The 1,604-nt window shown below is 39.5% G+C and carries 1 protein-coding gene; it reads right to left on the bottom strand.

What is annotated here, in order from left to right; genetic code table 11:
- On the bottom strand, window positions 1-1,604 hold a 1,604-nt coding region (locus ACESK1_RS13340), incomplete at both ends, for a substrate-binding domain-containing protein (protein WP_372920655.1).

Below are 1,604 nucleotides of genomic sequence, written 5' to 3' on the forward strand. Positions count from 1 at the left end.
AAATATTTCCGTTTTTCGGTGTAAACCTAAAGGCATTAGAGAGTAGGTTAAAAAAAACCTTATCCATCATATCCCTGTCTATATAGGCAAACGGAGAGTTAACATCGGAAGTAAGTTCCAGGGTAATGGATTTCCTCAAGGCTTCACTTTTGAAATCGGAATAGATATTTTCGATAAAATCGTGGAGGTTTGTTTTTACAGGTTTTAACCTGAAAGAATTTCCTTCCAGCTTTCTAAAATCCAGCAATTCATTAATCAACCTTAAGAGACGCCTGGAATTATTGATTATCAGTTTGGTCTCATAATCGAAGGCTTTTAAGCTACCTGAAGCATTTTTTGAAATATTCTCTATAGAACTGGTTATTAAAGTAAGCGGTGTTTTGAACTCATGCGAAAGCGCGGTGAAGAAATTGATCTTACTTTCGTTAGATTCCTTTAGTTTCTGAGCAAAATCTTCGATCTGGTTTCTTTGCACTATAATTTTACGATTGTTCAGCTCCAGTCTTTTCTTGCTTTTTTTATTCTTATAAAGAAGGTAAATGCTCCAAAGCATGAGAAAAAAGAGAACGGCCGCCAGGGCAATCATTATTTTCACCAGGTTGCTCTGGGAATTATAAGTAGCAATTTGTTCGTTAATCGTGTGTTGCTGGCGCGCAATATCATTTTGTTGCTGGTTAATTTTATCAAATTGATTTTGCATTATCCCTACATTAACCGAATCGATAACCACGGTTCTCAGAATATTATTTTTGCTAACACTATTTCCGTCTAATATATATTGAGCGAGTTTAATAGCTTCGGCACCACCCGTGGGATAAAGGATTGTGGCGTCAAGAATTCCTTCTTTAACCAGTTGAATTCCGCCGCTTGGCCCAAAGAGACCATCCACCCCAATAATTTTTACCTGGTCCTTAAGAGAGTATTCCCTAGCTACTTCCCAGGCTCCAAGGGCCATACGGTCATTATGAGCAAAGATGAAATCGGGAACAACCTCATCTTCAAAAAGGGCGGCTAAGGCATTGGAAATTGAAGATTTTTCCCAATCTCCTTTGATGCTATGGGTGACTTTGAAATTACTGCCTGAATCTATAAGACTTCTAAAGCCCCTGCTTCTTTCATGAGCCGGAGAAGAACCTTCGGCTCCTGTGAGTTCAAAAATTTCAGCGCCGGTTTCTGCGCCTGAAAGTATATAACGGGCAGCATTGGCACCAATTTCAAAATTATCGGCACCCAGGTATGCGGTATAATTACTGCCCTCGATCTTCCGGTCTATAATTATAGTTGGAATCCCGGCATCCATGGCCTTATCTATTGCCGGGGTAATTGGCACAGACTGAATAGGAGAAACAATAAGAATATCCACACCTTCTTCTATAAATCTTTCAATTTGTTCAATCTGCTTCTCAACCTCGTTTCCCGCATCCCTTATTTCCAGTTGAAGCTCAGGATGCATGGAGGCTTCCACTTGCATTGACCTATTCATTTGTTTCCGCCAATTATCGGTAGTCATAGCCTGAGAGAAGCCTATTTTAAAGCTGGTACTTTCTCCTTCGGTGTTGCAGGAAAAAAGCGTCAGAATTATAAAAAAGAGAAATAATTTTTTG

The organism is Salegentibacter sp., from assembly GCF_041642575.1.
GTDB lineage: Bacteria > Bacteroidota > Bacteroidia > Flavobacteriales > Flavobacteriaceae > Salegentibacter.